The following is a 26,117-nucleotide window of genomic DNA, read 5'->3' as shown; positions in this document are numbered from 1 at the left end:
TGCGTCTGGTATATGACCGGAGTCTCGGGCCGGTTCCCCCACGAACCCCCAACCTCCAAGGCGGTCACGTCATGCTTCGCCCGTCCAGCCCCACGCCCGCGCACCACGCTCCGCCGGTGCTGCTCACGCACTACCAGCGTCGCGCAGCCCAGCCGATCGGCGCGGTCAAGGCAGGGATCGTGCGCGACGTGCTCGCCCGGCACGCCCAGGTGGGCGAGCACCACCAGGTGCTGTGGAGCCGGATGCTGGTCGTGCTGGAGCAGCGGGGGAGCGACGGCCGCTCGCTGGCCCTGTGCGCGGTGCTGGCCAACTTCGTCGCCCTCGTGGTGTTCGACGACCCCGACGACCTCGCCGCCGCGGCCCGGCTCGGCGAGCGGCTCGACCCGGACCGGGTCGGCCGGCTCCAGCAGCGGGTCTCGCGGATGCTCGACGTCCGCGCCGACCTGCCCCTGACGACCGCCGTGGCCCGGCGCCTCCTCGCGCCCCTGCTTGAGCAGCGCGACCCGTCCGCCGAGGTCCCCGAGGGAGTGGCCGCGGACTGCGTCGAGCTCGGCCGCGAGCTGCTCTTCCAGACCATCGACGTCGTCCCGAGCACGGTGGCCGTCGACGAGGTGATCCCCGTCGACTCCGCCGACGAGCTCGTCCGGCTGCTCGACCACGGCTCCGTGGTCGAGTGGCGCCGGCACCTCCAGCGCCTCGCCACCAGCCCGTGGGGTCCCTATGCCGAGAGCATCGCCGAGCTCGCCGCCGTCGCGGGACGGCCGGCCATCGGCACCGTCCTGGCCTGGTGCCGGGCCTGGGGGCACGAGCGCGAGCGTGAGCAGATCGCGCGCCACGTGCAGCACCTCGTCGCGGTCAGCGGCGCGTCCCAGCGCCAGTTCGCCGCGCGGATCGGTACCTCGCCCTCCCGGCTCTCGAGCTACATCCGGGGCTCGGTGACGCCCTCGGCCGCGCTCTTCCTGCGGATCCAGCGGGCCTCCCGGGCGCTCGAGGCGATGACCGGCGCCGAGCCGGAGAGCTCCTCGCGCGGCGCCTGAGCCGAGCACGAGGGCGCGTCGGCGTCAGCGGGCGATCACGTACGGCGCCTCGCGCGGCTGCCCCGCGCCGGAGCCGTCGATCGGGCCCTCGATGATCTCGAGGTGACCGTCGAGGTCCCCGCGGAGCAGCAGCCAGCGGCCCTCGTGCAGGGCGGTGACCAGGAAGTGGCGGGCGTCCTCCCAGGCGACCGGCTCGAGGGCGCTGGTGTCGTTGTCACCGTTGGCGACGATCCTCGCGGCCAGCTCGCCGGTGCGGGCGTCGCGGATCTCGATCTCCGCGGGCTCGCCGGCGCCCTGCGACGCCTGCTCCGCGGTGAGGGAGCTGTCGGGGGAGAAGCCGGACGGGTCGCCTTGGCAGCGGCGCAGTGCTCGGGCCTCGCGCAGGTCCCACACCGTGGTGCAGGCACTCACCCCGTCGCCGTCACCTCGGTTGCCGGCGACCAGCTCGCCGTCGGGCGACATCGCGACGATGCTCAGGAAGCCACCGCCGAACGGCTCGCTCCCCGCACGGGAGTACGTCAGGGGACCGCGGTCCGGGTCGTTGACCACGACCCGGCAGTCGCCGTCCGGGCCGGCGCAGGTCCGCGAGCCGAAGACGGCCACGGCGCCGCCGGTCGGGCTGACCGGGCCGGTGCCGGCGAGCGTCTGCTCGCCGTCGCGGTCCCACACCTGGACCTTGCCGTCGGGCGTGGTCCAGGCGGCGACCGTCTTGTCCGGCGAGGTCACGACCGACGCCTGGCCGGCGGGGGTGATGAGGCGGGTGCTGGCCACCGCGCCGTCCGGGCCGATCTCGTCGAGGCTGCTGCCGGCGGTGTCGGCGTCCGTCCCGCGGCGTACCGCGAGGTAGGTCTCGCCGCCGACGACGTCGAGCTCCTCGTAGTCGTGCTCGAGCTCGACCGTCGACCCGTCGAGGCGGTGCAGCGTGCGCCCCTCGATCCACCCCGTGGTGGGCGGCGCACCTCCGGGCCGGGCCCGCTCGATGCGCATGTCGCGCGGATCCTGCTGCACGGCGTGCACGTTGACCGACGGGCTCTGTGTCGCCGGCCCCGGCGGGGGCGCGGAGTCGGGAGTGCCGCCGGCGAGCAGCGAGACCGGCAGGACGACGGCCACGACCGCCGCGCCGGCCGCGACCGCGGCAGCCGTACGCCGGCGCCGCTGGATGCGCTGCGCCCGCCGCTGCACGTCGGGCAGGGTGAGCACGGGCCCGGCCGCGCGGGCGGCGTGCGTGGTCATGACGTCTTCGAGGTTCATCGGTTCATCTCCAGACCAAGGGCGGGAACGCGTTGCCGCAGGGTGGTCAGCGCGCGGCTGGCCTGCGACTTCACGGTGCCGGTGGCGACCCCGAGCGCCTCGGCGATCTCTGCTTCACTCAGCTGCTCGTAGTAGCGCAGCACCAGCACGCAGCGCTGGCGCGGCGGCAGCGTGGCGAGGAGCCGCCACACCGCGGCGGCCGACCCCTCGTCGTGGTCGTCGTGGTGCTCCAGCCAGTCGGGCACCTCGTCGCTGGTCACCTCGCGCCGGCGCCAGGCCCGGCGCCACAGCGAGTTGTTCTCGTTGACCAGGATCCGCCGGGCGTACGCGTCGACGGCCTCGTGCCGATCGATGCGGTCCCAGGCGAGGTAGACCTTGGCGAGGGTGGTCGCCACGAGGTCCTCGGCCGTGTGGTGGTCACCGGCCAGCAGGTAGGCGGTGCGTTGCAGTGAGGCCTGGCGCGCGCCCATCCACGCGGCGAAGGCGTCGTCCCGCTGCTGCGGCATGGCCCGTCCCTTCCCGGATCACCGGTGCTGGCGTGTCGGGCACCCGACGGTGCCCTCCACCCCTAGACGCGATCGGGGAGAGGTTGGTTGCAGCGATATCGGAGGTCCCGGGCCCAGGAACGCAGAACCCCCGCACCGTGGTCGGTCGGGGGTTCAGCGGATGATGCGCAACAGCTCAGCTGTTGGGGCGCTTGCCGTGGTTCGCGCCCTTCTTGCGGCGCGCGCGGCGCTTGCGGCCGGTCTTGCCCATGGTTCCTCCTGAAGTCGAGAATCGAGCCATTCTCTCAGTCCGGGCGCTCAGCCCGAAATCCGGGTCAGGAAGCGCTCCGCGTCGACGATGACGCGGGTGACCTCGCCCGAGCCCACGAGCTTGCCCGGCTGCCCGTCCGCGGTGAGGTTGCGGGCCGCCACGGCGAAGCGGCGCAGCCGGCCGTCGGCGTACACCTCGCGGGCGGTGACCTCGACGCTCCCGCCGACCGCGGTGGCGGCCAGGTGCTCCAGCTCGATCCGGGTGCCGACGCTGGTCTCGCCGGGGCCGAGGGCGTCCTCGACGGCGGCGCAGGTCGCCGCCTCGCACCAGGCGAGCAGGCGCGGCGTCCCGAGCACGGGCAGGCTGCCGGAGCCGACCGCGAGCGCGGTGTCGGCCTCGGTCACGGTGAACCGCACGGCGCTCAGATCCCGAAGGTCGCGCGCGGGTAGGCCGCGTCGACGTCGGTGATCACGTTGACCAGGTACGGCGCGTTCGCGGCGAACGCCCGGTCCAGCGCCGGTCCGATCTGGCGCGGGTCGGTGACCGTCTCGCCGGCGCCGCCGAGCGCGCGCACCACGTCGTCGTACGCCGTGCGGGGCGCGAGGTCCGCGGCGACGTCGTAGCCGTAGAGCATCTGCATGGGCCCCTTCTCCAGTCCCCAGGCGGAGTTGTTGCCCATCACCATCACGACCGGCAGGTCGTGGCGCGCGAGCGTGTCGACGTCCATCAGCGAGAAGCCGGCCGCGCCGTCGCCCAGCAGCAGCACCACCTGGGACGAGGGCCGCGCGATGCGCGCGGCGATGGCGGCGCCGAGCCCGGCGCCCAGGCAGCCGTAGGGGCCCGGGTCGAGCCAGCAGCCGGGGCGCCTCGGCTCCACGAACTTGCCGGCGAACGAGACGAAGTCGCCGCCGTCGCCGATCACCACCGCGTCGTCGGCGAGCCGCGGGACGAGCTCGCCGTAGATCCGCGCCGGGTGCACCGGGTCGGCCTCGGCGCCGAGCAGCTCGGCGTCGCGCGCGGCGGCCGCGGCGACCGTGTCCTGGAGCAGGGTGAGCCAGGACGAGCGGTCCGGCTGGGCCGCGCCCGCGAGCGCGGTGAGCAGCCCGTCGAGGACGGCGCTCAGGTCACCGCTGACCGAGGCGGCGAGGTCGGCGTGCCCGGAGAGCTGGCCGGGGGAGTCCGCGATGTGCACGACGGCCGCGGTCGCGCCGCCGTCCTTGCCGCCGAAGACGCCGTACCCGAGCCGGAAGTCGAGGGGCGTCCCGACCACCACGACCAGGTCGGCCCCGTTGAGCGCGGCACCGCGCGCCTTGGTGACCAGCAGCGGGTGCCCGCCGGGGACCACGCCGCGGCCCATGCCGTTGGTGATCGCGGGCAGCCGCATCTCCTCGACCAGCCGCAGCGCAGCCTCCTCGGCCCGGTCGGCCCACACGTCCGTGCCCAGGATCAGCACCGGCCGCTCGGCCTTCGCGACGAGGCCCGCGATCCGCGCGACGGCGTCGCTGTCGGGCTCGGCCCCGCGGTAGGCGCCGAGCACCGGGACCGGCCCGGAGCCGACGTTGAAGAACTCGTCCATCGGCACGTCGACGTACGCCGGCCCGCGGTGCGAGCTGCGTGCCTGGGTGAACGCCGTGTCGAACCCGGCCGCGACGTCATCGGCGCTCATCAGCGTCGTGGCGTGCTTGGTGACCGGCCCGACGATCGGCAGGTGGTCGATCTCCTGGAGCGCGCCCGTGCCCCAGCGGTTGTTCGGCGCGCGCCCGCCCACGACCACCATGGGCGAACCGGCGAACGTCGCCTGGGCCATCGCGCTGACGCCGTTGGTCACCCCGGGCCCGGCGGTCAGCACCGCCAGCCCGGGCACCCGGGTCAGCTTGCCGGTCGCCTCGGCCGCGAACGCCGCCGTCTGCTCGTGGCGTACGTCGAGCAGCCGGACGGGCGGGTCGGACTTGACCGCGCCGTCGTACATCGGGAAGACGTGGGCGCCCGAGAGGGTGAACATCGTCTCGACGCCGTGGGCCTGGGCGACCGCCACGGCGATCTCGCCCGCGTGGCCGGTCAGGGAATCCGGGGGAGTGGTCACCTGGGCACCCTAGGCCGTCTCGCCCAGTCCCGCGCCTGCTCCGCGGTGTTGGCGACTCGATCGGGCGGCGTTGTCGGACGCTCGACGGGCCTCCGGCCCGCCTTCGGTCCTCCGCCTTGCCCGATCGGCCGCCGACATCGCTCGCGACGGCGCGGGTCTGGGCGACACGCCCTAGCCAGCGAACGGGTGAGGGTCAGCGGATGTCGTCGAGGAAGTACGGGTGCACCCGGCGCAGCGACGCGACCAGCGCGAGCAGCAGGTCCGGGCGGACCCCCGGGTGGCGCGGCGAGATCGAGAGCTGGAGGTAGATCGCGCGCAGCACCGCCTGGGCGTTGCCGGTGGCCCGGTAGGGGTCGCGGCCCGCGCGCGGCTTGGCCCGGGCGCCGCGCTCGAGGCGGACGATCCAGGGCTCCAGGACCGAGAGCGGGACCCGGTCGCGGCGCAGCACCTCGAGGACGGCGTGCGCGATCCGGTCGGGCTCGCCGTGCACGAGCGGCGGGGTGTCCGGGCTGAGCACGCGGTCGGCGATCACGTCGAGGAGCACGGTCAGCTCGGTCATCCCGAAGTGCCGGGAGCGGGCCAGCGCGGCGAGCGCGTCGGCGCCGTGGGCCGCGGAGTGGGCCCAGCCCTTGCCGGGCACGAAGCCGCGCAGGTCGCGCTCGCGGACGTACCAGGCCGCGATCCGGTCACCCCAGTGCAGCACCCGGCTCGGGGGGAGCCGGCGGATCCGGGAGTCGCGCTCGATGCACTCGGCCAGGAGCAGCACCGAGAAGCTGCGCCGGAAGACGGTGTCGGTGTCCCGCTCGCCCAGGCCGGTGTTGAGCCCGGCGCACATGCCGTCGCCGAGGCCGGCCAGCAGGTCGTCGTAGACGCCGTGCTCGATCCAGGTCGCCAGGAACGAGTAGGCCAGGCCGTCGCGGACCTGCGGGTCCGGATCGCCCAGCATCTGGGTCAGCTGGGCGGTGAGGTCGCTCAAGGAATGGTCGGACGGCGGGCGTCGCTGCCCGTCGCGGAGGGCCTGCTGGAGGCGCGCCCAATCCACCGACACCATCACCAACCCACACACCCTCCGGACACTGCCGAAATCGTCGAGACCTGATCCCCCGGGCCCATCCTGCCAAACGAGGTGAAGTCCTCCCCAGTCGGGGACGTCTCCACGGGGGAGATGGCCTAGGTTGGCGCCGTGCCCTCCCTGTCCGCGATCGCCCGGCGTCACACCGACCTCGACGAGGGCGACATCGCCTGGATCCAGCTGATCCAGGCCGACTGGCAGGTCATCGCGGACCTCTCGTTCGCCGACCTGGTGCTCTGGCTGCCCGACCGCGGGGGCGAGGGGTTCTGGGTGGGGGACCAGATGCGGCCCACGACCGGCCCGACGTCGTACGTCGACGACATCGTGGGGACCTTCTCGCCCGCGGGGCGTCGCACGCTCGTCGACGCGGCGTTCGAGCTCGGCCGGATCGCGCGCGAGGGCGACCCCGAGTGGCGCGACGAGGTGCCGGTGCGGGTCGAGGCGATCCCGGTGCGGCGCAACGGCCGGGTGATCGCGGTGATCAGCCGCAACACCAACCTGCTCGGCATCCGTACGCCGAGCCACCTCGAGATCAACTACCTCCAGGCCGCCTCGGACCTGGCCAACATGATCGCCTCCGGCTTCTTCCCGACCGAGGCCCAGCGCAGCGACCACGCCGACTCACCGCGGGTGGGCGACGGCTTCCTGCGGGTCGACGGCGAGGGCCGGGTCATCTACGCCAGCCCCAACGCGCTCTCGGTCTACCGCAAGCTCGGCCTCACCGGCGACCTCACCGGCCACCGGCTCACCGACCTGACCCGCGACCTGGTCCCGCCCAAGAAGCGCCCCGACGAGGAGACCCTCAGCGCCGTCCTCGGCGGCCGGGCGCACCGCGACACCGAGCTCGGCGCCTCCAGCGGCCCCGGCGACGGCGCCGCCCTCATCGTGCGCGCCATCCCGCTGCGCCCCAAGGGCGAGCACATCGGCGCCATCATCCTGCTGCGCGACGTCACCGACCTGCGCCGGCGCGACCGCGAGCTGGTCACCAAGGACGCCACCATCCGCGAGATCCACCACCGGGTGAAGAACAACCTCCAGACCGTCGCCGCCCTGCTCCGCCTCCAGGCGCGCCGGATCGGCTCGCCCGAGGCCGCCTCGGCCCTCGAGGAGGCGGTACGCCGGGTCGGCTCGATCGCCATCGTCCACGAGACCCTCAGCCAGGCCGTCGAGGAGACTGTCGCCTTCGACGACATCGCCGACCGCCTCGCCCGCCTGGTCACCGACGTCGGCGCCACCACGGCCCAGGTCCGGGTCCGCCGCGAGGGCAGCTTCGGCGTCCTCGTCTCCGAGGTCGCCACCCCGCTGGCCATGGTCGTCATGGAGCTCATGCAGAACGCCGCCGAGCACGGTTACGACATCGGCGGCTCGGGCGAGATCGTCGTCCGCGCCGCACGCCGGGGTGCCGTGCTCGAGGTCGCCGTCGAGGACGACGGCCGGGGCCTGCCCGCGGACTTCGACCTCGACGCCGCGACCAGCCTGGGTCTCTCGATCGTGCGCACGCTCGTGGAGTCCGAGCTCGGCGGTCACCTGACGCTCGGCCCGGCGCCCGACGGGGGCACCCGGGCGAGCTTCAGCCTGCCGGTGGAGTAGTCAGCGGTCGAGCGCGAGCGGCTCGGAGCGACGGCTCAGACGGGCGTACGTACGCGGGCGCGGGCGTTGCGCCGCTTGAGCGCGCGCCGCTCGTCCTCGCTGAGGCCGCCCCAGACACCGTGGTCCTGTCCCGCCTCCAACGCCCACGCGAGACACTGCTCGCGCACGTCGCAGCGTCGGCAGACCGCCTTGGCCTCCTCGATCTGGAGGATGGCAGGGCCGGTGTTGCCGATCGGGAAGAACAGCTCCGGATCCTCGTCGAGGCAGGCGGAGCGGTGTCGCCAATCCATGGGTGGGAATGCCCTCTTTCCAATGTACGCGCAGTGGGTGCCCGCTTCTTTCGGGCACGCGTGAAGCCGCAAAAGTGAAAGGCTTCACGATCGCTCCGGCAAGGTTTCCAAGGATTCGGCCACGAATCAAGCAATTCTCGTGGTCTCTTGGGTCACAAAGATGCAGACCCGGGTCCGGACGAGGCGTCCTCTACGCTGGCGGCCGTGACCGACCGGCCCGCCGCGCACCCCGCGCCGAACCCGCCTCCGCTCATCGTGGCCGCCTCCGTGGCCGGTGTCCAGGGGGCCGTGCTGCTGCTCCTGGCGATCCTGGAGTTCGCCAGCGTGACCTCGGGACGGCTGGCGTTCGGGCTCTCCACGGCCGGCTTCTTCGCCGCGTACGGCGTGGTGCTGATCGCCGCGGCCGTCGCGCTGTGGCGGCGCCAGGGGTGGTCGCGGGGGCCCGTGCTCATCACCCAGCTGATCTTCCTGGGGATCGCCTGGAACCTGCGCGAGCACGTCCTGCTCGCGATCGTGCTGGCCGTGGTCGCGCTCGTGGTGCTGGCCGGGATGGTCAGCAAGGACACGATGGCCGTGCTCGACGGCACGGCCGACGCCGACGCCGACGACCCGGATCAGCCGTCGGCCTCCAGCGACTGACGCAGCTGGGCGAGGGTCCGGCTGAGCAGCCGGGAGACGTGCATCTGGGAGACGCCGATCTCCTCGGCGATCTGGGACTGGGTCATGTTCTTGAAGAACCGCAGGAGCAGGATCTTCTTCTCGCGCGCCGGGAGGTTCTCGAGCAGCGGCTTGACCGACTCGCGGATCTCGACGTGCTCGAGGCCGGCGTCGTCGACGCCCATGGCGTCGAGCATGCTCTGGCCGGCGCCGCCGTCGGAGTCGTCGTCGGTGGCGTCGAGGGAGAGCGTGGAGTAGGCGTTGCTCGATTCCAGGCCCTCGACGATCTCCTCGACCGAGCAGCCGATCGCCTCGGCCAGCTCGCGCGGCGTGGGGGAGCGGCCCAGGCTCTGGGTGAGCTCGGCGGTGCTGGCGGTGATCTGCATCCGCAGCTCCTGGAGCCGGCGCGGCACCCGGATCGCCCAGCCCTTGTCGCGGAAGTAGCGCTTGATCTCGCCGATGATCGTCGGCGTCGCGTACGTCGAGAACTCCACGCCGCGCTCGGTGTCGAAGCGGTCGACGGACTTGATGAGCCCGATCGTGCCGACCTGGACCAGGTCCTCGTAGGGCTCGCCGCGGTTGCGGAAGCGGCGCGCGCAGTGCTCGACGAGCGGCAGGTGCAGGTGGACCAGGGCGTCGCGGGCGGTGTCGCGCTCGGCGGCGGAGGCGTCCTCGTCGCGGAAGACGACGAAGAGCTCGGCACTGCGGCGCCGGGTCAGCTCGACGCCGGTGAGCGGCGGGGAGCCGCCCTCGGCGCCGTCCCGAGAAGTATCGGCGGTCATGCCGGGAGCGAGGACCGGACGACCAGGCGGACGGCGTAGCGGCCCGGTGCGGCGTCGATGGCGGCCTCGTCGGCGAGCGTCGCCAGCACCTGCCAGCCGAAGCTCTCGTAGTCCGGTGAGGACGGTGCGGCGGCGTCGGCGGCGATGCTCAGCGCGAGCCGGCCGGCGCCGAGCTCGAAGCGGCAGTCGAGGACGGCGCCCGCGTCGGCCTCGTCGAGCACCATCGCGGCGGCCTCGGAGACCGCGATGCGCAGGTCCTCGATGTCGTCCATGGTGAAGTCGACCCGGGCCGCGAGGCCGGCGGTCAGTGTGCGCAGGACCGAGGCGTACGCGCCGTCGGCGGGCAGCCGCAGCTCGACCTCGTCCGGCTCGTCGGTGACGCCACCGGCGGCGAGGGTGCTCGTCTCGGACATGCGGCTCCTCCGGGAAGGGGTGGACCAGGTCGGCTCAGCCTACGACAACGGCCGCGCCCCGAGGGGCGCGGCCGCTGGTCCGCGGTACGACGGGCGTGGGACGCCGCCCGTCGTACGGCGGGTGCTGCGTCGGTGACCAGGGAGGTGGCCACCGGAGGTGGTGCGTGCCGGACGTCAGTCCAGCAGGGCGCCCAGGCCGAGGCCCACGAGGAGCGGGCGCAGGTTGAGCAGGTCGACGACCGTCTTGAGGCCGAGGAGGTCGACCAGCGCGCCGATGCCGAGGCTGTCGAGGATCTCGCCGAGGAAGGCGAGCAGGTTGCCGTCGGTCGGCTCGGTGGGCAGCGTCGGGCCCTCGCCGCGCTCGCAGGCGGCGAACGCGCGGGTGGTGGTGGAGACCGCGGTGGCGGCCTTGGTGCGCACGACCTTGGCCCGGTTGAGCTTCTTGTTGGCCTTCTTGAGGGCCTTCTTGTACTGGACGACCTTGCGCGGGTGGTGGGCGCGCTTCGCCTTCTTGATCTTCTTCTTGAGCTTGGCGACCTTCGCCTTGAGCTTGGTGACATTCGCCTTGGCCGTCGTGTGCGTCGACGTGGCGATCTTGTAGGCCTGGAACTGCACGGTGCAGTTCGGAGCCCGCTCGGCGGTGCGCTCCGCCGTCGGGGCGGGGGCGGCCGAGGCGACCGGGGCGGCGGCCAGGGTGAGGCCGAGTGCGACGGCGATGCCGACGATCATCTTCGAAATGGCACGGAGCATGCCGGGTTCTCCCTCCGGTGAGCCGGGCGCCGTCAGTGTCCCTCCGGACGACGACCGGACATGGTGCCGGGCTCAGGGGGGATGCCCGGCGGGGGTCACCCTAGGGGAACTTTGGCGGGCCGTCACCAGGAAGAACCGGGAAAGTGTCCTGGGTCACACGGGACGATGGTCCCGGACGCGACCGAGCCCCCGGAGCAGGCGGCTCCGGGGGCTCGGCGCGGTTTCGCAGCGGCGTACCTCAGGGGTGCAGCAGGCCGCCCAGTCCGAGCAGGTCGAGCAGGTCGTCGAGCCCGGTGCCGTTGAGCAGGTCGCCCAGCGTGCCGAGGCCGAGGCCGTCCAGCAGGGTGTCGAGCAGGTCGCCCAGGCCGAGGGTCACCAGCAGGCCCTCGACGATGTCCAGCAGGTCGGTCGGGTTGGTCGGGAGACCGCCCGCGACCAGGTCGCACAGCGGCTTGGCCTGCGGGAACTGCGCGCACAGCAGCCCGATCGGGTTGGCGGTCGAGCCGCCGGGGATCAGGTTGGCGAGCGCGTCGCACAGCGGCTGGGGCAGACCCGCGGTGCACAGCGCCTGGATCGGGCTCTCCGCGCCGCTGGCCGGCTGGCCGGCCTGGCAGCGCGCCAGCGACCGTGCGGTGTAGGTCCGGGTGACCCCGACCTGGCGGCGGTACTCCGCCTTGGCCCGCAGCGACTTCTTCGCCTTGCGCAGCTTCTTGGTGAGCTTCTTGGCCTGCTTCTTGTGGTGGGCCTTCTTGGCCTTCTTGACCTTCTTGGTCAGCTTCTTGACCTTGGCCTGTGCGGCCTTGGTCGAGCGGTCCGCGGCGCTGTAGGCCGAGTTGGCCCGGTTGTTGGCGGCGATCTGGCGGCTGCAGTCGGGTGCGTTCGCCGCGGCGGACGCGGTCCCCGCGGCTGCCGGCGCGGCGGACGCCACCGGCGCCGAGGCGAGGGTCAGGCCGAGTGCGACGGCGAGGCCGACGAGCATCTTCACAAGGGCGCGATTCATCGCGGGGTGTCTCCCTCCGGTTGGACCAGGGCGCCGTCGCAGTTCTCCCTCCGGACGACGACCCGGCAGTTCTCCCAGGCGCTGGGGGCCCGGGATGCGCTGACCGTAGGCGAGGGCACGGCCCGAGCGCCGCAAAAACGGGAAACCGCGCACCGGTACGGTGCGCGGTCTCCACAAAGAGGACGAAGGTCGGGGTCGACCTAGTCCCGATGGGCCAGGAAGGTCAGGCCTTCTTGGTCTGCCGGAGCTGCGCTCCGGCGACTCGGCGTTCGCCGCAAGCCGACGAGCGCGCGACGTCCGCGGCGGCCGCGAGGCCCCCGGTTCGGCGCGCTCGCCGGCTCGGGCTCACTTCTTCGTCTCCCAGAAGATCTCGGCGATCTCGTCGATCTTGGCGAGGAGCTCGTCGGCCTTGGCCGCGTCGAGGGTGCCCTTGGTGCCGGTCGCGCCGGCCAGCTTGGTGGCCTCGTTGACCAGCGTGTGGAGCTGGGGGTACTTCTCGAAGTGCGGGGGCTTGAAGTAGTCAGTCCACAGCACCCAGAGGTGGTGCTTGACCAGCTCGGAGCGCTGCTCCTTGATGAGGATCGCGCGGGTGCGGAAGTCGGGGTCGTCGCTGTCGTTGGCCTTGGCGATGACGGCCTTGATCGACTCGGCCTCGATGCGGGCCTGGGCGGGGTCGTAGACGCCGCAGGGCAGGTCGCAGTGGGCGGCGACCTCGACGGTGGGCGCGAAGATGCTGGTGAGACGCGAGAACATGTGGGTCCTCTCTCTGGTCTGGCGGGGGAACGGACGTACGGCTGCGACACTACTCGTCATGGATCCGCAGGCAACGGCAGGCCGGGCGCTGGGACGCCGGATCGGCCTCGCGGTCGTCGCGGGTGACTCGATGCTCCCGACCCTGCGTCCCGGCGACCGCCTCCTCGTCACGTACGGCGTCCGGGTGCGCGCCGGGCGGGTGGTGGTCGCCCGGTTCGCGGACGGCACGCTCGTGGTCAAGCGGGCCACCGGGCGCCGGGGGAGCGGCTGGTGGCTGCGCGGGGACAACCCGGACCCGCAGGTGGGGGTCGACTCGCGCCATCGCGGGCCGGTGCCGGACGCGGCCGTCCTGGGCGTGGTCCGGGGCCGTCTCTGGCCGCGGCCCCGGAGGCTCGGGGCGTTCGCGGATGTGAAAGGATGAACGATCGTGGCTGACACTTCCTCTTCGCACCCGTACGCGGGTGAGCCGGTCTTCGATCTGCACCTCGGCGGGAAGATGGCGACCGTACCCACGGCCGACGTCAGCACGAAGGACCAGCTCTCCCTCGCCTACACCCCCGGCGTCGCCGAGGTGTGCGAGGCCATCGCGGCCGACCCGGCGCTGACCCGGCACTACACCTGGGTCCCCAACACGGTCGCCATCGTCACCGACGGCACCGCTGTGCTGGGCCTGGGCGACATCGGCCCGGCCGCCGCGATGCCGGTGATGGAGGGCAAGGCGGTCCTGTTCAAGCAGTTCGGTGGCGTCGACGGCATCCCGATCTGCCTGGCGACCACCGACGTCGAGGAGATCATCGAGACCGTCGTCCGGCTCGCGCCGAGCTTCGGCGGCATCAACCTCGAGGACATCTCGGCCCCGCGCTGCTTCGAGATCGAGGACCGCCTCAAGGAGGCCCTCGACATCCCGGTCTTCCACGACGACCAGCACGGCACCGCCGTGGTCACGCTGGCCGCCCTGGTCAACGCGCTCAAGCTCACCGGCCGCAACGCCGAGTCGACCCGGGTGGTCATCTCCGGCGCCGGTGCCGCGGGCGTGGCGATCGCCAAGATCCTGCTGGCCGCGGGCATCAAGGACATCGCGGTCACCGACCGCAAGGGCGTGGTCAGCTCCGACCGCACCGACCTCACGCCGTCCAAGAAGGCGCTCGCCGAGCTCACCGCCGACCAGTGCGGACGCCGCGGCACGCTCGCCGAGGCCTTCGACGGCGCCGACGTCTACATCGGCGTCTCCGGCGGCACCGTGCCCGAGGAGGTCGTCGCGACGATGGCCGACGACGCGATCATCTTCGCCATGGCCAACCCGAACCCGGAGGTCCACCCCGACGTGGCCCACCGGCACGCGCGGGTCGTGGCGACCGGACGCTCGGACTTCCCGAACCAGATCAACAACGTGCTGGCCTTCCCGGGCATCTTCCGGGGCGCCTTCGACGTCCACGCGAGCGCGATCACCGAGGGCATGAAGGTCGCCGCCGCCGACGCGCTGGCCGCCCTGGTCGGCGACGACCTGTCCGAGGACCTGGTCATCCCGTCGCCCTTCGACCCCCGGGTCGGACCGGCCGTGGCGGCCGCTGTGGCCGACGCCGCACGCCGAGACGGTGTCGCCCGCATCTGATTCGCGGATAGCGTCGGCGTCATGCTCGCCGTCTACGCCGACTCCTTCGCCAGCTCCGCCGACGACCCGCTGACCGGCCTCGTGGTCGGTGAGCGGCCCGACCCGGTCGTCCCCGACGGGTGGACGACCGTGACGGTCAAGGCCGCCTCGCTCAACCACCACGACCTCTGGTCGTTGCGCGGCGTGGGCCTGCGGGCCGAGGCGCTGCCGATGATCCTGGGCTGCGACGCGGCCGGGTACGACGAGGACGGCAACGAGGTCGTCGTCCACGCGGTCGTCTCCGACCCCGACTGGACCGGCGACGAGACCCTCGACCCGCGCCGCTCGCTGCTCTCGGAGCGCTACCAGGGCACGCTCGCCGAGCGGGTCGTCGTCCCGCGGCGCAATGTCGTGCCCAAGCCGGCCTCGCTGTCCTTCGAGGAGGCCGCGTGCCTCCCGACCGCCTGGCTCACGGCGTACCGGATGCTCTTCACCCAGGGCGCGCTCAAGGCCGGCGACACCGTCCTGGTCCAGGGCGCCGGCGGCGGCGTGGCCACCGCGCTCATCGGGCTCGCCCGGGCCGGCGGCCTGCGGGTGCTCGCCACCAGCCGCGACGAGGCCAAGCGCGCCAAGGCGCTCGAGCTCGGCGCCCACGAGGTCTTCGAGTCCGGCGCCCGGCTCCCGATCAAGGTCGACGCGGTCATGGAGACCGTCGGCCGGGCGACCTGGACCCACTCGGTGCGCGCGCTGCGCCCCGGCGGCAAGATCGTCATCTCCGGCACCACCTCGGGGCCGAACCTCGACGACGCCGAGCTGACCCGGATCTTCTTCACCCAGCTCAGCGTGATCGGCTCGACGATGGGCACCCGCGGCGAGCTCGCCTCGCTGGTCAACCTGCTCGACAGCACCGGCCTGCGCCCGGTCATCGACCGCACCCTGCCGCTGGAGCAGGCGCGCGACGGATTCGCCGCGATGGCGGCCGGCGACGTCTTCGGGAAGATCGTCTTCACGCGCTGAAAAACCGTTGGCGGGAATCACTGTCGGTGCTTCAGGATTGAATCCTGACAGTGCCCCGGCCGCGAGCGATGAATTCTCTCGGCCGGAACTGTCGAAAAGGTGTCGTCTCGTTCGTGGAACAGATGAAGCGACGGCCACACCGATTCGTCCGGCATCACCTGGTCGGCCACCGCTGGACCATGCCACCCAACCGATAGGACCTGTCATGACCGCGCCCACCGGGCCTACCGAGACCGGCGACATCGCCGAGTTCGAGCAGGAGTTCACCAGCGCACCGCCTGGGCGGACCCCCCTCGTGATCAAGCTCTTGGTCGCGGCGACCTTCGTCGTGATCCTCAACGAGACCATCATGGTCAACGCCGTGCCGCGGCTCATGGCCGACTTCCAGATCACCTCGACCACCGCCCAGTGGGCGCTGACGGTCTTCATGCTGACGATGGCCTCGGTCATCCCGGTGACCGGCTGGTTCCTGCAGCGGGTGACCACCCGCACGGCGTACGCCACGGCGATGACGACGTTCAGCATCGGCACCGTGATCGCGGCGGCCGCGCCGACGTTCGGTGTGCTGCTGGTGGGCCGCGTGGTCCAGGCCGGCGGTACGGCGGTCATGATGCCGCTGCTGATGACCACCCTGATGACGGTCGTCTCCGCCCAGGACCGCGGCCGGGTGATGGGTCAGGTCACGCTGGCCATGTCCTGTGCGCCGGCCCTCGGCCCGGCCGTGTCGGGCATCCTGCTCGAGCTCGGCTCGTGGCGCCTGATCTTCGTCGCGGTGCTGCCGATCGCGGTGCTCGTCGGCTTCTTCGGCCACCGCCAGCTCGTGAACGTCGGTGAGACCACCACCAGCCCGGTCAGCTGGCTGAGCGTGGTGCTCGCGGCCGGCGGTTTCAGCAGCTTCGTCTACGGCCTGAGCAAGGTCGGCAACGCCGAGTGGCCCGAGCCGACCGCCCTGATCGGCGCCGGCGTCGTGCTCATCGCGCTGTTCGCGATCTACCAGGTCCGCCTCCAGCGCGACGAGCGCCCGCTGCTCGACCTGCGCACCCTGCTGCACCGCAACTACGCGGTCTCGCTGGTCCTCATGGCCGCCGGCTTCATGGCCTTCCTGGGCTCGATGATCCTGCTGCCGCTCTACCTCCAGGACCTGCGCGGGCTCACCGAGCTCCAGACCGGCCTGATGGTGATGCCCGGTGGCCTCGCCATGGGTCTGCTCGGCCCCCAGGTCGGCAAGGTCTACGACCGGATCGGCGCTCGCCCCCTGGTCATCCCGGGCTCGATCGCCATGGTCGCGCTGCTGTTCGGGCTGAGCCGGATCGGCGCCGAGACGCCGTACGCCGTGATCGTGGTGCTGCACGTCGCGCTGATGGCGAGCCTGGCCACGGTGTTCACCCCGGTGTTCACCATCGGCCTGGGCGACCTCTCGCCGCAGCTCTACTCCCACGGCAGCTCGCTGCTGGGCACGCTCCAGCAGGTCGCCGGCGCGATCGGCACGGCGCTGCTCGTAGTGATCATGACCAACCGCACCGAGCACCTCGCCAAGGCCGGCGAGCACCCGGTCGACGCGTTCATGGGCGGCCTGCAGTGGGCCTTCGCGACCGGCGCCGTGATCGGTGTCGTGGTGGTCGCGATGGCGCTGCTGCTGCTGCCGGGCAAGTCCGACCTGCCCGCGGCCGAGGGCCACGGCGGTCACTGAGCCGGTACGACGAACGAACGGCCCGGTCCCCTCGCGGGGGCCGGGCCGTTCGGCGTCTCGGGCTAGCGCTGCTCGTCGAGGAAGTCGTCGAGCAGCGGCCAGCTGACCTCCGTGGCCCGTGGCCCGGCGACCAGGCCGAGGTGGCTGAGCCCGTCGGCGGCGGCGTAGCGCGCGCTCGGGACCACGCCCGGTCCGGCGGCGACGGCCGGGCCGTCGGCGATGTTGTCGGTGGCGCTGCCGACGAAGAGCACCGGCGTGCGGACGTCGGCCAGGTGGATCTCGCGGCCCGGGGTGAGCCGCACGGTGCCCGAGGCGAGCTCGTTGCGGACCATCAGCCGGGTGTGGATCTGGTGGTAGGCGCGGCCCGGGTAGCCGGGCATCTCGCCGATGAACCCGTCGATCGCCGAGGTCCGCGCGAGCGCCTCGGTGTCGAGGATGTTGCGGGCCAGGTGCACGGCCTTGGTCAGCTCGCGCTTGGGCGCCATCGCCCGGTAGCTGGCCCGGACCAGGTGCCGGGGCACGCCGCCGAGGGCCGCGGTCGGCGCGGTGACGGCACGGGTGCCGAGCAGCCGGTCGGCCACCACGAGCGGCTGGATCGCGGGGATCCGCGTGTAGTCGATGGGCGTGCCGAAGGCGGTCAGCGAGGCGATCGGCAGGTCCGGGTGCGCAGCGGCGGTGAGCAGGCTCATCGTGCCGCCCAGCGACCACCCGACGAGGTCGACGCCGTCGACCGGGTCACCGGCGGCGGCGTGGTCGTGGAGCACCGCGTGGATCGCGGTCGGCAGGATGTCGTCGATCCAGGCCTCGAAGCCCAGGGCCCGGTCGGCGAAGGTGATCTGCCCGTAGTCGACCAGGTACGTCGCCCGCCCGCTCGCGACCAGGTGTGCGGCCAGGCTCTGGCCCGGGCGCAGGTCGAAGCAGCGTGGGGACACCGCCAGCGGCGGCACCAGCAGCACCGGCCGGGGCGCGGTGGCCGAGGCGGTGCGGTCGTAGCGGACCAGGCGGCGGTGCGGCTCGTCGGAGAGCACGGTGGCCGGCAGGCCGTCGTACTGCTCGATGCCGGCGCCGAGCGGCGAGAGCGCCCACGCGTTGCGGGCGGCGGTGGTCGCGGCGGTGGTCAGGGTGTCGACGGAGGCGGGCACCGCGACATGGTGTCGGTCGCGGTGCACGCCCGTCCACCGAACGTGACGCGTCTGACTACTGGCGAGTAGCCCTCAGAAGCAGGGGACGACGTCCTGGGCGCCGAACACGCCGCGGTAGACCCGCTCCTGGGTGCGGGGGATCACCGCGGTCTGCGGGCTGGCCCAGGCCAGCGTGGTCAGCGCCGGGCCGCCGTTGCCGGCGATGCGCTGGCGGCGGGCCTCGACGCGGAAGACGACCCGGTCGGCGCGGGTGCCGGCGTAGCAGGCCGAGCCCTGGCGCTTGGTCCGCGCCACGGCGGGCGTGACCTCGGCGCCGGCCGCGACGCCGCGGTAGCGCAGGGTCACGATCGCCTGGAAGCCCGACGGGTGCGGCGTGCTCGCCTCCCAGGTGCCGGTGATGCCGATCGACAGGCCGCGGGTGCGGTGGGAGGGCACCGAGAAGACGACCTTGCCGTCGTGGACGCGCCGGACCCGGCTGCTCCACCACGAGTGGCGCAGGCCCTGCTGGAGGAACACCTCGCAGCCCTCGCAGTCGGCGACCTTGACCACGACCTTGGTCCGGTGCGGAGCGGCGGCAGGGGCGGGGGAGGTGCCGAGGGCGAGCAGCCCGGCGACGAGGGCGAGCAGCGGCACGAGGAGGGCGAGAGGCCGGAGCGGGCGGAGGGTGCGGGACATGGGGGAGGACTCCTGGTGGTCGTGGGTGGGAACGTGCACCAGGGGAGACGCCGCCGGGCGGCGTTTGGTTCTCGGCCGGAGGCCCTCAGTCGCGCGACGTCCAGTTGCGGGCGCCGACGAGCAGCATCCGCAGCTGGGTCCGGGTGGCGTCGGCGATCCGGCGCTCGGCGGCCGAGCCGGGCTCGGCGCCGACCAGGCGCTCGGCGGTGGTCACCATGGCGCCCACGATGAGTGCCGAGAGGGTCTGCAGGTCCGGCTCGGACCAGACGTCGGTCCCGGGCAGGTGGGCGAGGTCGGTGGCGAGCTCGCGCTCGGCCAGCTCGATGCCGTGGGCGATCGCGGAGCGCACCCCGGCCGGCCCGGCGAACCGCTCGCGGGCGAGGAAGGCGAAGTGGGCGTGGTGGCGGCGTACCTGCTCGACGAGGACGTCGACCGAGCCGTCGATGATCGTGCCCGCGTCCTCGCCCGCCGTACGGCGCAGCTCGCGCAGCAGCGCGCGCAGCGTGTCGAGCGACTCCTCGACCAGCGCGAGCCCGAGGTCCTCGATCGAGGGGAAGTGCCGGTAGAAGGCGGTCGGCACGATGCCGACCTCCTTGGCCACCTGGCGCAGCGAGAGCGCCACGAGCGTGGTGTCGTCGCAGAGCGCGAGCGCGGCGTCGAGGATCGCGCGGCGGGTCCGCTCCTTGCGCTCCACGCGGCTCTCGGTCATGGGCCCGAGTCTACGTGAGTGAACATGTGTGCACTGTCACGCGGTGGGGTCGTTGACGCCTCCGGCGCCGACGGGTGAAGGTTTGGGTGTACAGACGTACACCGAAACTTCCGCCAACGAAGTCGAAGCCCCGAAGGAGGCGCGCATGTCCGCGCTCATCTCCCCGCCGGCTCCCGGCGGCCCTGTCGGGCGGCTCCTGCGCTCGCGGCTCGCCGCGGCGCTGGCCACCCCGCACAGCGTCGACCGGTACCTCGAGCGGTTCAACCCGATGTGGGCCGCGCACGAGGTGCGGGCCCGCGTCGTGTCCGTCCACCGCGAGACCACCGGGACCGACACGGCCCCGGTCGCCACGCTGACCCTCCAGCCCACCAGCACCTGGCGCGGGCACCGCGCCGGCCAGCACGTCCTGGTCGGTGTCGAGCTCCCGGGCTCGGCCAAGCGGCTGACCCGCGCGTTCTCGATCTCCTCGGCCGCCTCGGCGCCGGGGGAGCAGATCACGCTCACCATCCGTGCGCACGACGAGGGGCAGGTCTCGGCATACCTGGTGCGCGAGGCGCAGCCGGGCACGATCCTGCACCTGAGCCAGGCGCAGGGGGAGTTCACCCTCCACGAGAGCCCGGCCACCCCGACCACCAACCACCTGCTGCTCATTACCGGCGGCTCCGGGATCACCCCGGCGATGTCGATGGTGCGCACCCTCCTGCGCGACGGGTACGACGGCCACGCCGGGCGCAAGGTGACCTTCCTGCACTTCGCCCGCAGCGCCGAGGACCAGATCTTCGCCGACGAGCTGGCCGCGATCGCGGCCGCCGACAACGGCGTCGACGTCCAGCTGCGCCACGGCGACGCGCTGTTCAGCGCCTTCGAGCTGCGCCGGCTGGTGCCGGCCTACCGCGAGACCGACACCTGGCTGTGCGGTCCTGCGGGTCTGGTCGACCTGGTCAAGGACGCCTACACCGACGCCGACGGCACCCTGGCGCCGCGGCTGCGGATGGAGTTCTTCAAGCCCGCCGTCGCCCGCGCCGCCCAGCCCGCCGACGGCGCCGAGCTCGCCGGTGAGGTGACCTTCACCCGCTCGGGCGCGAGCGCGCCCGCCTCGGGCACCAGCCTGCTGGAGCAGGCCGAGGAGCTCGGCCTGAAGCCCGAGTTCGGCTGCCGGATGGGCATCTGCTTCTCCTGCACCCGCACCAAGACCGCCGGCACCGTCCGCAACGTCCTCACCGGCGAGGAGTCCTCCCTGCCGGACGAGGAGATCCGCATCTGCGTCACCGCCGCCGCCGGTGACTGCCACATCGACCTCTGAGGAGCCCTGATGAGCACCGACACCCTGACCCCCGGCCCCCTGGCCGACGAGAAGTACCACGGCCTCACCGCGGCGCAGATCGACGAGCTCGGCACCGAGCTCGACGCCCTGCGCCAGCGGATCATCGCCGACCTCGGCGAGGCCGACGCGGAGTACCTGCGCAAGGTCGTCACGACCCAGCGCAAGATGGAGATCGCCGGCCGTGCGCTGTTCTACCTGCCGGTGATCGGCTGGCTGCCGGCCGTCGCCTGCCTGAGCGTGTCGAAGATCCTCGACAACATGGAGATCGGGCACAACGTCATGCACGGGCAGTACGACTTCCTGGGCGACCCGGCGTTCAACTCCCGGATGTTCGACTGGGACACCGTGTGCCCCGGCGAGCAGTGGAAGTACAGCCACAACTACATCCACCACACGTTCACGAACATCGTGGGCAAGGACCGCGACGTGGGCTACGGCATCCTGCGGATGGACCCGGACCAGAAGTGGCACCCGTACTACCTGGGCAACCCGCTCTACGCGTTCCTGCTGATGACCTTCTTCGAGTGGGGCGTCGCGCTGCACGACCTCGAGGTCGAGAACATCGTGTCCGGCAAGCGCACGCTCGCCGACAACAAGCCGCTCTACCCGGGCCTGATGCGCAAGATCCGGCGCCAGGCGCTCAAGGACTACGTGCTCTTCCCGACGCTGACCGGACCGCTGTTCCCGCTCACCTTCGCGGGCAACGCGGTGGCCAACCTGGTGCGCAACGTGTGGGCGTTCAACATCATCTTCTGCGGGCACTTCCCGGCCGGCGTCGCGTCGTTCTCCGAGGAGGAGACCGCGAACGAGACGCGCGGCCACTGGTACCTGCGCCAGATGCTCGGCTCGGCCAACATCAAGGGCAGCAAGCTGATGCACCTGATGAGCGGCAACCTCTCGCACCAGATCGAGCACCACCTCTTCCCGGACCTGCCGGCCCGGCGCTACCCCGAGATCGCGGGCGAGGTGCAGGAGATCTGCGAGCGCTACGGCCTGCCCTACAACACCGGCCGGCTGCACCAGCAGCTGTTCAGCGTGTTCAAGAAGATCGTGCGCTACTCCTTCCCCGGCGGTACGGCGAAGCCCGCTCCCGTGCGCGGCCCCGAGGCCGTGACCGACGACTCGTTGGCAGCCTGAGCCCGCGCGGGGGAGACTGACCGGCATGACCGACGGACGCGACCGCCTGACCCGGGGCGAGATCACCAAGGACGCGCTCCAGGCGGGCGCCGAGGCCGCGGCCCACACCGTCGGCGAGGTCGCGACCATCGTGACCCGCGCCGTCGGCGAGGTGGCCTCGGCGGTCGGCGGCTTCGCCACGGAGATCTTCGAGATCCGCGACTCCTCGCGCCGGGCCCTGGCCGACCAGGTCGAGGAGATCGGCGACGACGAGGCGCCGCCGGCCTCACTCGAAGTGCAGCCGGAAGCCTGACATCCGGAAGGAGCCGAGCTGCCGGGCCCCGCGCAGGAAGCCCAGCGGGCCGTCGGCGGCGAAGCTCCACCGGCCCCGGCACGGCAGCGCCTTGGCGGTGCCCTTCATCACGACGTCGGCGGTCTCCGGGTGCTCGGCGATGCCGGGCTGCTCGACCAGACCCGAGAACGGCACCCGCAGCGCGGCGCGCGAGAGGTCGCTGAAGTGCGCCTCGACGATGGGACGCCGCTCCAGCGTGGCGGTCCAGTCGGTCGTGGTGAGCGGACCGCGGAAGGACGTCTCGAGGTCGAAGTCGCACAGGTCCTTGGGGATCGCCCACAGCTCGCGACCGCCGGCCTGCGAGGCGGCCGAGTCGACCCAGATGTCGGTGATGGTCACCGCGCCCTTGCCGGCCCTGTTCTTGACCGTCCGGGCGACCAGGAGCTCGTGGTAGGTCAGCGGGCTCGGCTCCTCGTAGGAGACCAGCGCGACGCCGTACGTGCCGGCGGGGTGGCGCTCGTCGGCGGCCTCGCGGAGCCGGAAGGCCGTGAGCCACATCGAGCCGTGCATGTGCCACGGCGCGGGGGGATAGACGTTCACGACTCGGGTTCCTCCTCGAGCAGGAGCTGGGCGGTCTGCTCCAGCTCGGCTTCCATGGCGGCGGGCAGGGCGTCGGTGAGCTCGTCGGCGATCGGGCTCTCCGCGCGCGGGCCGAGTCCGGCGGCGGCGCGCTCGACGGCGGCGCCGACGTCGATCAGCGTCGCCTGGCGCACGTAGGGCTGGTCGAGCTCGCGGGTGACGTACTTGGCCACGAAGCGGCGCAGCTCGCCCTCGACGTTGGCGGCCCGGCTGGTCAGCGAGGCGCGCAGCCCCTGCGCCTTGAGCCGTACGACGACCTGCGCCGGGCTGGGCGGCGTGACGTCGAGCGCGATCGCCAGGTCCGCGCGGGCGTGCGCGGTGATCACGAGCGGCACGGTGATGGCGGCGTCGAAGCGCTGCTTGTCCATGCCGAGGTCGATGGTGAAGACGAGCTCGACGGGCAGGTCGACGTGGAAGGCGACCGGGTCCGCGCCGACGCGCTGGCCGGTCGCGGTGCCGATCCGGCCCTGGGCGGTCACCTTGGCGATCCGGCCCGGGCCCACGCCCATCGGTCCGACGTCGATCGGGCGCCCGGCCAGGACGTTGACCCCGCGCAGCACCCGCTCGGCGGTGACCGCGGTCGCGAAGAACCGCTCGCCCCAGGCCGCGTAGTCGATCCGGTCCTCGCTCACGCGGGTGACCCTAGGGCATGGCGCGCGGTCCCGTGGCGAGTCCTCGGGTGACGAGCTCGAGGGTGCGCTCGATCGCGGTCTCGCGCTCGGCGGCGCCGAGGCCCGACAGCGGCCCGTCGATGAGCAGCATCGCCAGCCCGTGCACGGCCGCCCAGGGCCCGGCCTCGGCGTCGGGCCGGTCCTCGGGAGCGAGGTAGCCGACCGCGACCAGCTCGTCGAGCATCTCGCCCAGCAGCACGTACGGCGCCGGGTCGTTCATGCCCTCCTCCTCGTCGCCGAGCCGGCCGGTGAAGCAGGTGCGGAAGACGCCGGGCTCCTCGACCGCGAACCGGATGTAGCCCAGCCCGGTCGAGCGCAGCCGGGCCAGCGCGCGCCCGACGGGGTCGCCGTCGGTGGGCACCTGGGCGAGGAACTCGGCCATCGCGGCGACCATGCCGTCCATCGCCAGGGCGCGCGCGGCCTCGAGCAGGTCGGCCTGGTTCTCGAAGTGCCGGTAGGCCGCGGTGGGGGTGACCCCGACCTCGCGGGCCGCGCCCCGGATCGTCACGGCGTCGGGGCCGCCGGTCGCGGCCAGCTCGGCGGCGGCGCGGACGAGGGCGTTGCGCAGGTCGCCGTGGTGGTAGCTGCGCTTGGCCGGTGTCGAGGTGCTCACGAGAGACATGTTGACACCCGTACACATCCGTGCCAAGTTAACGGCAGCAAAGTTTACGGCCACACACATTCGAGGAGAGGGCCATGTTCCGCAGGATCGGCACACTCGTCACCACCCGTGCCCGGTGGGTCCTCGGGCTCGGCGTCCTCGCCGTGCTCGTCGCCGCCTGGGTCGGCGTCGGTGCCTTCGGCAAGCTGGAGACCCAGGGCTTCGACGACCCGGCCTCCGACAGCAGCCGGGCCGCCGCGCTGCTCGCGGACCGCTTCGGCGGCTCCGCCGACTACGTCTTCGTCGTCGCGGCCGCCGACGGCGACGTCGACAGCCCCGCCGCGGCGGCCGCGGGCACCGCCCTGACCGAGCGGCTCCGCGCGGACCCGGCGCTGGCCGACGTGGCGTCGTACTACGACGCGCACGCGCCGCCGCTGCGCTCCACCGCGGGCGGGCACGCCCTGATCACCGCCTCGATCGCGCCCGGCGCCGAGGCGGACCCGGGCGCCGTCCTCGACGCGTACGCCGGCACGGACGGCCCGATCGACGTGCAGGTCGGCGGATCCGAGGTCGTCGGCGAGGAGATCGGTGGCCAGATCGGCAAGGACCTCGGGCTCGCCGAGAGCATCGCGATCCCGCTCATCCTGGTGCTGCTCGTGCTCGCCTTCGGCAATGTCGTCGGCGCGCTGGTCACCCTCGGCATCGGCCTGGTCGCGATCCTCGGCACCTTCGCCGAGCTGTCCGTGCTCGGCTCGATGACCGACGTCTCGATCTACGCGGTCAACCTCACCACCGGCCTCGGCCTGGGCCTGGCCGTCGACTACGGCCTGCTCATGGTGGCCCGGGTCCGCGAGGAGCGCGCGGCCGGGCACGGCCACGACGCCGCCGTGCGGCGCGCGGTCGAGACCGCCGGGCGCACCATCGTCTTCAGCGCCACCACGGTCGCGGTGGCGCTCGCCTCGCTGCTCGTCTTCCCGATGTACTTCCTGCGCTCGTTCGCCTACGCCGGCATCGGGGTCATGCTCATCACCGCGTTCAGCGCGGTGCTGATCCTGCCCGCCGGGCTGTTCCTGCTCGGTGACCGGATCGACGCCTGGCGGGTGCCCAAGGTGCGCGGCATCCGTGGCGAGGAGGCCCCGTCGTGGGCCCGCCTGGCCCGGTTCGTCGTACGGCGTCCGGTGCTGAGCGCGCTGCCCGTGCTCGCCGGTCTCGTGGTGCTGGCCCTGCCGCTGGCCGGGATCTCGCTCGGCACGCCCGACGACCGGGTGCTGCCCACGAGCGCGTCGAGCCGCCAGGCCGGCGACGCGCTGCGCGCGGAGTTCGCCGGTGACGGCACCCACCCGATCCAGGTGGTCACCACCGCCTCGCTCGGGGAGGCCGCGCTGGCCGACTACGCCGCCCGGCTCGGCGACCTGCCCGACGTCGTCCGGGTCGACACCACCCCGGGCCGCGACGCCGACCTGCTCTCGGTCGTCACCGACCTCGACCCGCGCTCGGCGGCCGCCCGCGACCTGGTCCAGGACGTGCGCGGGGTGGCGCCGCCGTCCGGTGCCGAGGCGCTCGTCGGCGGCGCGTCGGCCGAGCTGCACGACCAGATGACCGGGATCGGCGATCGGCTCCCGCTGGTCGCGGGCTGGCTGGTGCTGAGCACGCTGGTGATCCTGTTCCTGTTCACCGGCAGCGTGATCCAGCCGATCCGGGCGCTGCTGCTCAACGCGGTCGGCCTGGCCGCCACCCTCGGCGCGATGGTCTGGGTGTTCCAGGACGGCCACCTCTCCGGCGTCCTGGGCTTCACCCCGCAGCCGATGGACTCCTCGATGATGGTGCTGCTGTTCTGCGTCGCCTTCGGCCTGTCGATGGACTACGAGGTGTTCGTGATGGGCCGGATCAAGGAGATGCGCGACCGCGGCCTGGGCAACGAGGAGGCGCTCGTGCACGGCCTGGCCCACACCGGCCGGATCGTCAGCACCGCCGCGGCGCTCATCGCGATCAGCTTCTTCGCCTTCCTGGTGAGCTCGGTGAGCTTCATCCAGTTCTTCGGGCTCGGCACCGGGCTGGCGATCCTGATCGACGCGACCCTGATCCGGGGCGTGCTCCTGCCGGCCGCCGTACGGCTGCTGGGGGAGCGGGCCTGGTGGGCCCCGCGCCCGCTGCGTGCCCTGCACCGCCGGGTCGGTCTCTCGGAGACGGCGCCGGCCTGAGCGCAGACGCCGACG

At 72.8% G+C, this 26,117-nt stretch carries 29 protein-coding genes; 11 read left to right on the top strand and 18 right to left on the bottom strand.

The features are described from left to right. Nucleotides 1-71: 71 nt before the first annotated feature. Entirely contained in the window at nt 72-1,037 is a 966-nt protein-coding gene (locus CCO04_RS17300) for a helix-turn-helix domain-containing protein (protein ID WP_215815355.1), read from the top strand. Between the two features lie 24 nt (nt 1,038-1,061). On the opposite strand, the gene CCO04_RS17295 is transcribed toward CCO04_RS17300, so the two are convergent. The 6 genes from CCO04_RS17295 to CCO04_RS17275 form a co-directional block, all read right to left on the bottom strand. Then, nucleotides 1,062-2,288: a hypothetical protein gene (locus tag CCO04_RS17295; RefSeq protein WP_215815354.1), complete on the bottom strand. Its 1,227-nt coding sequence runs from the start codon at nt 2,286-2,288 to the stop codon at nt 1,062-1,064. Continuing rightward, nucleotides 2,285-2,794, bottom strand: a complete 510-nt coding sequence (locus CCO04_RS17290) for a SigE family RNA polymerase sigma factor (RefSeq protein ID WP_215815353.1) — start codon at nt 2,792-2,794, stop codon at nt 2,285-2,287. Before CCO04_RS17290 ends, CCO04_RS17295 begins: the two co-directional genes overlap by 4 nt. Nucleotides 2,795-2,969: 175 nt before the next feature. After that, on the bottom strand, nt 2,970-3,044 hold the full coding sequence (locus tag CCO04_RS30100) for a 50S ribosomal protein bL37 (RefSeq protein WP_370249596.1): 75 nt from the start codon (nt 3,042-3,044) through the stop codon (nt 2,970-2,972). 47 nt (nt 3,045-3,091) lie between these two features. Next, the gene (locus CCO04_RS17285) at nt 3,092-3,460 is read right to left on the bottom strand and encodes a thioesterase family protein (RefSeq protein WP_257750321.1); all 369 of its coding nucleotides are present in this window, start codon (nt 3,458-3,460) and stop codon (nt 3,092-3,094) included. Nucleotides 3,461-3,465: 5 nt separating this feature from the next. Further along, nucleotides 3,466-5,127: an acetolactate synthase gene (locus tag CCO04_RS17280; protein ID WP_215815352.1), complete on the bottom strand. Its 1,662-nt coding sequence runs from the start codon at nt 5,125-5,127 to the stop codon at nt 3,466-3,468. 193 nt (nt 5,128-5,320) lie between these two features. Further along, nucleotides 5,321-6,103 (bottom strand): DUF2785 domain-containing protein, encoded by a 783-nt coding sequence (locus CCO04_RS17275; protein ID WP_252373359.1) that lies wholly within the window; start codon nt 6,101-6,103, stop codon nt 5,321-5,323. A gap of 207 nt (nt 6,104-6,310) precedes the next feature. On the opposite strand from CCO04_RS17275, the gene CCO04_RS17270 reads away from it, so the two are divergent. Continuing rightward, on the top strand, nt 6,311-7,789 hold the full coding sequence (locus tag CCO04_RS17270; protein ID WP_215815350.1) for a sensor histidine kinase: 1,479 nt from the start codon (nt 6,311-6,313) through the stop codon (nt 7,787-7,789). Between the two features lie 35 nt (nt 7,790-7,824). On the opposite strand, the gene CCO04_RS17265 is transcribed toward CCO04_RS17270, so the two are convergent. After that, complete coding sequence (locus tag CCO04_RS17265) at nt 7,825-8,079, bottom strand: WhiB family transcriptional regulator (RefSeq protein ID WP_038678054.1); 255 nt, start codon at nt 8,077-8,079, stop codon at nt 7,825-7,827. A 204-nt stretch (nt 8,080-8,283) separates the two neighbouring features. Here CCO04_RS17265 and CCO04_RS17260 point away from each other — a divergent pair, with 204 nt between their 5' ends. After that, nucleotides 8,284-8,718 carry a hypothetical protein gene (locus CCO04_RS17260; protein WP_215815349.1) on the top strand — a complete coding sequence of 145 codons (435 nt, stop codon included), beginning with the start codon at nt 8,284-8,286 and terminating at the stop codon, nt 8,716-8,718. Here CCO04_RS17260 and CCO04_RS17255 read toward each other — a convergent pair. The 5 genes from CCO04_RS17255 to sodN form a co-directional block, all read right to left on the bottom strand. Continuing rightward, nucleotides 8,694-9,518, bottom strand: coding sequence for an RNA polymerase sigma factor SigF (locus CCO04_RS17255; RefSeq protein ID WP_215815348.1), 825 nt, complete (start codon nt 9,516-9,518; stop codon nt 8,694-8,696). The genes CCO04_RS17260 and CCO04_RS17255 overlap by 25 nt on opposite strands. Next, a complete protein-coding gene (locus CCO04_RS17250; protein ID WP_215815347.1) occupies nt 9,515-9,931 on the bottom strand; it encodes an anti-sigma factor in 417 nt (138 codons plus the stop codon). Before CCO04_RS17250 ends, CCO04_RS17255 begins: the two co-directional genes overlap by 4 nt. Nucleotides 9,932-10,105: 174 nt before the next feature. Next, nucleotides 10,106-10,681: a hypothetical protein gene (locus CCO04_RS17245; RefSeq protein WP_215815346.1), complete on the bottom strand. Its 576-nt coding sequence runs from the start codon at nt 10,679-10,681 to the stop codon at nt 10,106-10,108. A 238-nt stretch (nt 10,682-10,919) separates the two neighbouring features. Then, nucleotides 10,920-11,681: a hypothetical protein gene (locus CCO04_RS17240; protein WP_215815345.1), complete on the bottom strand. Its 762-nt coding sequence runs from the start codon at nt 11,679-11,681 to the stop codon at nt 10,920-10,922. Between the two features lie 345 nt (nt 11,682-12,026). Further along, nucleotides 12,027-12,434 carry a superoxide dismutase, Ni gene (sodN, locus tag CCO04_RS17235; protein ID WP_215815344.1) on the bottom strand — a complete coding sequence of 136 codons (408 nt, stop codon included), beginning with the start codon at nt 12,432-12,434 and terminating at the stop codon, nt 12,027-12,029. Nucleotides 12,435-12,492: 58 nt separating this feature from the next. Here sodN and sodX point away from each other — a divergent pair, with 58 nt between their 5' ends. The 4 genes from sodX (at nt 12,493) to CCO04_RS17215 (ending at nt 16,732) form a co-directional block, all read left to right on the top strand. Further along, entirely contained in the window at nt 12,493-12,855 is a 363-nt protein-coding gene (sodX, locus tag CCO04_RS17230) for a nickel-type superoxide dismutase maturation protease (RefSeq protein WP_215815343.1), read from the top strand. A gap of 75 nt (nt 12,856-12,930) precedes the next feature. Next, nucleotides 12,931-14,046, top strand: coding sequence for an NADP-dependent malic enzyme (locus tag CCO04_RS17225; RefSeq protein WP_215815657.1), 1,116 nt, complete (start codon nt 12,931-12,933; stop codon nt 14,044-14,046). A gap of 21 nt (nt 14,047-14,067) precedes the next feature. Further along, on the top strand, nt 14,068-15,042 hold the full coding sequence (locus CCO04_RS17220; RefSeq protein ID WP_215815342.1) for a zinc-binding dehydrogenase: 975 nt from the start codon (nt 14,068-14,070) through the stop codon (nt 15,040-15,042). Between the two features lie 205 nt (nt 15,043-15,247). Next, on the top strand, nt 15,248-16,732 hold the full coding sequence (locus CCO04_RS17215; RefSeq protein WP_215815341.1) for an MDR family MFS transporter: 1,485 nt from the start codon (nt 15,248-15,250) through the stop codon (nt 16,730-16,732). Between the two features lie 62 nt (nt 16,733-16,794). Here CCO04_RS17215 and CCO04_RS17210 read toward each other — a convergent pair whose 3' ends face one another. The 3 genes from CCO04_RS17210 to CCO04_RS17200 form a co-directional block, all read right to left on the bottom strand. Beyond that, nucleotides 16,795-17,874: an alpha/beta hydrolase gene (locus CCO04_RS17210; RefSeq protein WP_308281301.1), complete on the bottom strand. Its 1,080-nt coding sequence runs from the start codon at nt 17,872-17,874 to the stop codon at nt 16,795-16,797. Nucleotides 17,875-17,946: 72 nt separating this feature from the next. Further along, the gene (locus CCO04_RS17205) at nt 17,947-18,549 is read right to left on the bottom strand and encodes a hypothetical protein (protein WP_215815340.1); all 603 of its coding nucleotides are present in this window, start codon (nt 18,547-18,549) and stop codon (nt 17,947-17,949) included. Nucleotides 18,550-18,634: 85 nt separating this feature from the next. Continuing rightward, nucleotides 18,635-19,258, bottom strand: coding sequence for a TetR family transcriptional regulator (locus tag CCO04_RS17200; RefSeq protein WP_215815339.1), 624 nt, complete (start codon nt 19,256-19,258; stop codon nt 18,635-18,637). Nucleotides 19,259-19,403: 145 nt separating this feature from the next. Here CCO04_RS17200 and CCO04_RS17195 point away from each other — a divergent pair, with 145 nt between their 5' ends. Genes CCO04_RS17195 through CCO04_RS17185 form a run of 3 tightly spaced genes read left to right on the top strand, consistent with a single transcriptional unit; the run spans nt 19,404 to nt 22,011 of the window. Beyond that, nucleotides 19,404-20,561, top strand: a complete 1,158-nt coding sequence (locus tag CCO04_RS17195; protein WP_215815338.1) for a flavin reductase family protein — start codon at nt 19,404-19,406, stop codon at nt 20,559-20,561. 9 nt (nt 20,562-20,570) lie between these two features. Beyond that, nucleotides 20,571-21,719 (top strand): acyl-CoA desaturase, encoded by a 1,149-nt coding sequence (locus CCO04_RS17190; protein WP_215815337.1) that lies wholly within the window; start codon nt 20,571-20,573, stop codon nt 21,717-21,719. 25 nt (nt 21,720-21,744) lie between these two features. Next, entirely contained in the window at nt 21,745-22,011 is a 267-nt protein-coding gene (locus CCO04_RS17185; protein ID WP_215815336.1) for a hypothetical protein, read from the top strand. On the opposite strand, the gene CCO04_RS17180 is transcribed toward CCO04_RS17185, so the two are convergent. The 3 genes from CCO04_RS17180 to CCO04_RS17170 are packed head-to-tail and all read right to left on the bottom strand — an operon-like array spanning nt 21,985 to nt 23,913. Next, on the bottom strand, nt 21,985-22,590 hold the full coding sequence (locus tag CCO04_RS17180) for an acetoacetate decarboxylase family protein (protein WP_215815335.1): 606 nt from the start codon (nt 22,588-22,590) through the stop codon (nt 21,985-21,987). The two genes, CCO04_RS17185 and CCO04_RS17180, sit on opposite strands and share 27 nt — an antisense overlap. Then, nucleotides 22,587-23,261, bottom strand: a complete 675-nt coding sequence (locus CCO04_RS17175; RefSeq protein WP_215815334.1) for a hypothetical protein — start codon at nt 23,259-23,261, stop codon at nt 22,587-22,589. Before CCO04_RS17175 ends, CCO04_RS17180 begins: the two co-directional genes overlap by 4 nt. 10 nt (nt 23,262-23,271) lie before the next feature. Continuing rightward, on the bottom strand, nt 23,272-23,913 hold the full coding sequence (locus tag CCO04_RS17170) for a TetR/AcrR family transcriptional regulator (RefSeq protein ID WP_215815333.1): 642 nt from the start codon (nt 23,911-23,913) through the stop codon (nt 23,272-23,274). A gap of 83 nt (nt 23,914-23,996) precedes the next feature. On the opposite strand from CCO04_RS17170, the gene CCO04_RS17165 reads away from it, so the two are divergent. After that, the gene (locus tag CCO04_RS17165) at nt 23,997-26,102 is read left to right on the top strand and encodes an MMPL family transporter (protein ID WP_215815332.1); all 2,106 of its coding nucleotides are present in this window, start codon (nt 23,997-23,999) and stop codon (nt 26,100-26,102) included. Nucleotides 26,103-26,117: the final 15 nt, after the last annotated feature.

The sequence above is a fragment of the Pimelobacter sp. 30-1 genome (assembly GCF_018831735.1).
GTDB lineage: Bacteria > Actinomycetota > Actinomycetes > Propionibacteriales > Nocardioidaceae > Nocardioides.
The sequence above is the reverse complement of the archived record's forward strand: the minus strand, read 5'-3'. Positions and strand labels throughout refer to the sequence as shown.